This is a genomic window from Streptomyces sp. NPDC006512 (assembly GCF_040611935.1).
Classification (GTDB): Bacteria; Actinomycetota; Actinomycetes; order Streptomycetales; family Streptomycetaceae; genus Streptomyces.
Map to the genome: position 1 here is coordinate 24,663 of NZ_JBEXPG010000085.1, position 6,147 is coordinate 30,809.

5 protein-coding genes are annotated in these 6,147 nt (G+C 73.6%); 2 read left to right on the forward strand and 3 right to left on the reverse strand.

Annotation, left to right across the window (positions count from 1 at the left end):
• Window positions 1–9 precede the first annotated feature (9 nt).
• The 3 genes from ABZZ17_RS36940 to ABZZ17_RS36950 all read right to left on the reverse strand — a co-directional run bounded on the left by ABZZ17_RS36940 (window position 10) and on the right by ABZZ17_RS36950 (window position 4,407).
• A complete protein-coding gene (locus tag ABZZ17_RS36940; protein WP_356883196.1) occupies window positions 10–1,278 on the reverse strand; it encodes an ABC transporter substrate-binding protein in 1,269 nt (422 codons plus the stop codon).
• 168 nt (window positions 1,279–1,446) lie between these two features.
• On the reverse strand, window positions 1,447–3,270 hold the full coding sequence (locus ABZZ17_RS36945) for an AMP-dependent synthetase/ligase (RefSeq protein WP_356883208.1): 1,824 nt from the start codon (window positions 3,268–3,270) through the stop codon (window positions 1,447–1,449).
• Between the two features lie 285 nt (window positions 3,271–3,555).
• Complete coding sequence (locus tag ABZZ17_RS36950; RefSeq protein ID WP_356883198.1) at window positions 3,556–4,407, reverse strand: LysR substrate-binding domain-containing protein; 852 nt, start codon at window positions 4,405–4,407, stop codon at window positions 3,556–3,558.
• Between the two features lie 178 nt (window positions 4,408–4,585).
• On the opposite strand from ABZZ17_RS36950, the gene ABZZ17_RS36955 reads away from it, so the two are divergent.
• A complete protein-coding gene (locus ABZZ17_RS36955; RefSeq protein ID WP_356883200.1) occupies window positions 4,586–5,623 on the forward strand; it encodes a bile acid:sodium symporter family protein in 1,038 nt (345 codons plus the stop codon).
• Between the two features lie 9 nt (window positions 5,624–5,632).
• Window positions 5,633–6,058 (forward strand): (2Fe-2S) ferredoxin domain-containing protein, encoded by a 426-nt coding sequence (locus ABZZ17_RS36960; protein WP_356883202.1) that lies wholly within the window; start codon window positions 5,633–5,635, stop codon window positions 6,056–6,058.
• Window positions 6,059–6,147: the final 89 nt, after the last annotated feature.

The following is a 6,147-nucleotide window of genomic DNA, read 5'->3' on the forward strand; positions in this document are numbered from 1 at the left end:
GTCCCGGCCCTACGTGAAGGGGATCGGTTCGTGGCAGGTGAACGGCACGGACACCTCGTACTTGCCGTCCTTCAGCTGGACGAGCGCCCCGCAGCCGAAGCTGTCCTTCTGTCCCTCGGGCTCCGCCCGGTCGCCGACGAGGGTGCCGGTGTCGGAGAAGCCCTGTGCGGCGGCCTGGAAGGAGGCGACGGTGAGGTCCTTCCCGGCCTTTCGCGCGATGGCCAGGAACAGGTCGGCGGACATGTATCCGGTCAGCATGTGCATGTTGAGCGGTACGTCCTGTCCGCCCGCGGCCGCCTTGATGTCCGCCTTGAACCGGGCCATCTGCGGGTTGTCCGACTCGAAGGGCTCGAACTGGAGCAGGACGTGCACCCCGTCGAGGGCCTGCTTGGTGGCGTCCTTGGCGAGCAGTCCGGGATCGTAGTCGGTCGGGTCGGACAGCACGCCCTGGTAGCCGGCGCGCTTGAGCGCGGTGAACAGGCCGATGTTGTTGGGGGTCTGCATGACGGAGACGACGGCGTCGGGGGCCTTGCCGCCGTTGCTGCCGAGGATGTCCTTGACGTAGGCGGACCAGTCGCTGGGGACGGCCGACGCCGGTACGGAGGCCTTGGCGTAGGAGACCGTGAACCCGGCGCTGGTGAAGCCCTGCCGGAAGGTGCGGATCCCGAAGGTCCCGGCGTCGCTGTCGTTCGCGATGATCGCCACCGACTTGCCCTGCTTGCCGCCGAGGACCTTGCCGATGCCCTCGGGCCAGGTCTGGTTGATGCTGCCGCCCGGGCTGGGGACCAGGCAGCCGTTGAACCCGTAGATGAACTTGGGCCCGCAGAAGGACGGCAGGGTGCCCCAGCCGAAGGTGGGGACCTGTTCCTGTTCCAGGAAGTCCGCCCCGGTGAAGGTCACCGAGCTCATGGGGGAGACGGCGAAGACCTTGTCCTGCTGGACGAGCTTGCGGGCGGCGGCGAGGTTCTTGGCGGGGTCCTGGCCGTCGTCCTCGGCGCCGATGTAGTCGATCTTCCGGCCGTTGACGCCGCCTTCGGCGTTGGCCCGCAGGTAGCGGGCCTTCGCCCCGAGGTCGGTGTCCTTCTTGCTGTAGCCGCCGGCGCTGGTCATCGACACGATGCCGCCGACCTTGATGGAGTCGGCGCTCACACCGCGCACGGTCCGGTCGCCGCCGCCCCCGGGCTTGCCGGGACTGGTCTGGTCGGAGGCGGAGTTGCAGGCGGAGACGAGCGCGAGGGCGGCCGCCACGGCGGCCAGGGCGCGGATGGATCGCGGCATGGGTGGATCCCCCTCCGGTCGGAATCCACGCATTCTGTGCGTGACCTGACGCACCGTCAATATCAATGACCAAGTAAAATGACGGATCGTCAGATCAGGGTCACCGGGTGGTGCGGAGCCGGAAGGCCGGGGCGCCGCTCCGGCCGCGGGGCCGCCACCGAGCCACCGTCACGACGGGTACAGTCCGGCCACCTCCCGCGCGTACACCTTCTCGATCGCCCGCCGCTTGAGCTTCAGCGACGGGGTCAGCAGCCCGCGCTCCTCGGTGAACTGCTCGGCCAGCACCCGGAACGTACGGATCCCCTCGGCCTGCGACACCAGCGTGTTCGCCGCCACCACCGCCCGCCGCACCTCGGTCGCCAGCTCCGGATCGCCCACCACCTCCGCGGCCGTCCGCTGCGGCAGCCCCCGCATCGACAGCCAGTGCGCGACCCCCTCCATGTCCAGGGTCACCAGCGCCGCGATGAACGGCCGGTCGTTGCCCACCAGCACGCACTGGGACACCAGGGGATGCGAACGCACCCGCTCCTCCAGCGCGGTCGGCGAGACGCTCTTGCCGTTGGAGGTCACCAGGATCTCCTTCTTCCGCCCGGTGATGGTCAGGTACCCGTCACGGTCGAGCCTTCCCAGGTCCCCGGTCGCCAGCCACCCGCCGCGCAGCACCTCCTCCGTCCCGCGCGGATCGTTCAGGTACCCGGAGAAGACGTGCCCGCCGTGCAGCCACACCTCCCCGTCCTCCGCGATGCGGACCGTACCGCCCGGGATCGGCGGCCCCACCGTCCCGTACTTCGTCGCCCCCGGCGGGTTCGCGGTGGCCGCCGCGCTGGACTCCGTCAGCCCGTACCCCTCGAACACCGTGATGCCCGCCCCGTCGAAGAACAGCCCGAGCCTCCGCGACATCGCCGAACCGCCCGACATCGCGTGCCGCACCCGGCCGCCCATGGCCTCGCGGACCTTCCCGTAGACCAGCTTCTCGAAGAGCTGGTGCTCCATCCGCAGCCCCGCCGAGGGCCCCGGACCCGTCCCGAAGGCCTTCTCCTCGCGCGCCTCCGCGTACCGCACGGCCGTCTCCACCGCCCGGTCGAAGGGCCCCGTACGCCCTTCCGCCTCGGCCTTGCGCCGGGCCGCCGCGAACACCTTCTCGAAGACGTACGGAACCCCCAGCACGAAGGTCGGCCGGAACGCCGCCAGGTCCGGCAGCAACTGGGCGGCCGCCAGCACCGGCGCGTGCCCCAGCTTCACCCGCGCCCGCACGGCCGCCACCTCCACCATCCGCCCGAACACGTGCGCCAGCGGCAGGAACAGCAGCGTCGACGGCTGCTCACCGGGCCCCGCCTGGAAGACCGACTCCCAGCGGGCCACCATCGTGTCGGCCTCGAACATGAAGTTCGCGTGGGTCAGCACGCAGCCCTTGGGCCGGCCCGTGGTCCCGGACGTGTAGATGACGGTCGCCACGGCGTCCGGGGTCACGGCCCGCCGGTGCCGGTGCACGACGTCCTCGGCCACCGTCCGCCCGTCCGCCACCAGCCCCGCGACCGCCCCCGCGTCGAGCTGCCACAGCAGCCGCAGCCCCGGCAGCCGCTCGATGACCGAACCGACCGTCATCGCCTGGTCCTCGTCCTCCACCAGGCACCCGACGCAGTCCGAGTCCTGGAGGATCCAGTGCACCTGCTCCGCCGAAGACGTCGGGTAGACGGGGACCGGCTGCGCCCCGATCGCCCACAGCGCGAAGTCGAACAGCGTCCACTCGTACCGCGTACGGGACATCAGCGCGACCCGGTCCCCGAAGCGGATGCCCTGCGCGAGGAGCCCCTTGGCCAGCGCGAGCACCTCCCCGGCCAGCTCCCGGGAGGTCACGTCACGCCACACCCCGTCCGACTTGCGGCCGAGGACCACCCGGTCCGGGTCCTGGCCCGCGTACGCGAAGACGACGTCGGCCAGACCGCCGACCGGCGCGCCCGTGACCACGGGCGGGACGCTGAACTCGCGCAACATCGCGCTCCTCTCCCTGCGGCTGCGCGACGCTACCCCACCCGGCCCCGCGCCCGGCACCCCCGCGGAAACCTCCACAAGATCCCTACGGGCCGGACCGCGCCCCGCCCGCCCCCTGCCCGGCGCGACCCGGTCAGGCCCGCCCCGCGGCCCTGGCCTGCGGGAGTCCACCCCGGGCGCGCCCACCGCCGGGGAACGCCGGCCGGCCCGCCGGGCCCGGGCCGCGCGGGCGCGCGGCACCCGAAAGGGAGGCTCAGGGCGTGCCGTGAACGCCCCGCGCGGGCCCTACGCCGGTCTGCTCAGGCGGTCGCCGCCCGCGAGGACGGCCGCCGCGAGGGCTTCCGCCGCCGGGGCCGGCCGCCGGCCCCGGAGCAGGGCGAACTCGACCGGGCCCAGCTCCGGCAGGCCCCCCACCCGGGCCAGCCCCGGCGGGATCAGCCCCCGGGTGTGGGCCATCACCCCGAGCCCGGCGCGGGCCGCCGCGATGAGCCCGCTCAGGCTGCCGCTCGTACAGGCGATGCGCCAGGCCCGGCCCTCCCGCTCCAGCACCTCCAGCGCCCGGGCCCTGGTGATGCCCGGCGGAGGGAAGACGATCAACGGCACCGGGCGCTCCGGGTCCACCCGCAGCCCCTCCGCTCCGATCCACACCATCCGGTCCCGCCACACCAGCCGGCCGCGCTCGTCCCCCGGCCCGCGCCGCTTGGCCAGCACCAGGTCCAGCCGCCCCGCGTCCAGCCGCTCGTGCAGCGTGCCCGACAGCTCCACCGACAGTTCCAGGTCGACCTCGGGGTGCTCGTGCCGGAACCCCTCCAGGATCTCCGGCAGCCGGGTCAGGACGAAGTCCTCCGACGCCCCGAACCGCAGCCGCCCGCGCAGCCGCGTCCCGCTGAAGTACGCGGACGCCCGCTCGTGCGCCTCCAGGATGGTCCGCGCGAAACCCAGCAGCGCCTCACCGTCCTCCGTCACCGCCACGCTGTGCGTGTCCCGGACGAACAACGGCCGCCCGGTCGCCTCCTCCAGCCGCCGCACGTGCTGGCTGACCGTGGACTGCCGCACCCCGAGCCGGGCCGCGGCCTGCGTGAAACTCAGCGTCTGGGCCACGGTGAGGAAGGTGCGCAGCTGGACCGGGTCGTACATGCGGCCACGCTAACCCCGTTCATCACGTTCCGCGATGGCAGTCAGTGCGGTGTGCGGGTTTCCCGATGGGCACCGGCCCCGCACCATGGCCAGAGGGCCCTTCCCGCCCCCGCCGGGGAACGCGGCACCCGCCGCGTCCGGCCCGGACCCGACCCGACAGCGAGCGAGCACCCCGCACATGCGCCGCCCCCGTTTCCCCGCCCGGCTCCCGCTGGACCCGTACGTACTGGCCCTGCTCGCCACCGTCGGCCTCGCCGCTCTGCTGCCCGCCCGGGGCCCGGCCGCCGGCGTCGCGGACACCGCCTCCGGTGCCGCCGTGGCCCTGCTCTTCTTCCTCTACGGGGCCCGGCTCTCCACCCGCGAGGCCCTCGACGGCCTGCGCCACTGGCGGCTCCACCTCACCGTGCTCGCCTGCACCTTCGCCCTCTTCCCGCTGCTCGGCCTGGCCGCCCGCGGCCTCGTGCCCGGCCTCCTGACCCAGCCCCTGTACAACGGCCTGCTCTTCCTCTGCCTGGTCCCCTCGACCGTGCAGTCCTCCATCGCCTTCACCTCCATCGCCCGGGGCAACGTCCCGGCCGCGATCTGCGCGGGCTCCTTCTCCAGCCTCGCCGGGATCCTCCTCACCCCCCTGCTCGCAGCCGCCCTCCTCGGCAGCCGCTCCGGCGGCTTCTCCCCGGACTCCCTCCTCAAGATCGGCGCGCAGCTCCTGCTGCCCTTCCTCCTCGGCCAGTTCCTGCGCCGCTGGGTCGGCGGGTTCCTCGTCCGCCACAAGAGGGTGCTCGGCTACGTCGACCGGGGCTCGATCCTGCTCGTCGTCTACGCCGCCTTCAGCGCGGGCGTGGCGGCCGGGATCTGGCACCAGGTCAGCCTCCCGCGGCTCGGCGCCCTGCTGGCGGTGGAGGCCGTACTCCTCGCCGTGATGCTCCTGGTCACCTGGTACGGGGCCGGGCGCCTCGGATTCGGCCGCGAAGACCGCATCGCCATCCAGTTCGCCGGGTCGAAGAAGAGCCTCGCGGCCGGACTGCCCATGGCCAGCGTCCTGTTCGGGGCCCAGGCCGGCCTCGCCGTGCTGCCGCTGATGCTGTTCCACCAGATGCAGCTGATGGTCTGCGCGGTCCTGGCCCGGCGCCGCGCCCAGGACCCGGCGACCGGTCCCGCCCGGGATGTGGCGGAGGTCTCCCGCGTCGTCCAACACCCCGCCCCGCAGGGTCGGTAACGTGCGTCGGTGACCTGGATACGCCCGCTCGCCGCCCACGCCCCGCGCCCCTGCACCCTGGTGGTCTGCCGGGGCTGCTGCTGCGGCGACCCCCGCAAGAACCCGGGCTCCGACCACGCCGGCCAGCTCGACCGGCTGCGCGAGGCCGCCGCCGCCTCCGGGGGCCGCCTCGCCGTCCGCACGAGCGACTGCCTCGGACCCTGCGCCCAGGCCAACGTCATCGTGGTCCAGCCCACCACGGAGAACCGCCGACGGGGCGCCCGCGCCGTCTGGTTCGGCTTCGCCCTGGACGACACCGCCACGGACGAGATCATCGCCTGGGCCGAGTCCGGCGGCCCCGGCAGCACCCCGCTCCCCGCCACCCTCGACCTCCACCGCATCGACCCCCCGGAGCCCAAGCCGGCCCCCGCCCCGCGCCGCGGCCGCCGCCGCTAGGGCCTGTCGTCAAACTCCCGTCTGCCCCGCGACGCCTGGCACGCGCTCTCGCCGCACCGGGCGAAAGCCAAGTACGTCCAGTACGCGGG

Bases quoted from the DNA above. Each gene is read 5' to 3' on its own strand.
- ABZZ17_RS36955 (WP_356883200.1), top strand. From the start codon at position 4,586: ATGCGCCGCCCCCGTTTCCCCGCCCGGCTCCCGCTGGACCCGTACGTA.
- ABZZ17_RS36940 (WP_356883196.1), bottom strand. From the start codon at position 1,278: ATGCCGCGATCCATCCGCGCCCTGGCCGCCGTGGCGGCCGCCCTCGCG.
- ABZZ17_RS36950 (WP_356883198.1), bottom strand. From the start codon at position 4,407: ATGTACGACCCGGTCCAGCTGCGCACCTTCCTCACCGTGGCCCAGACG.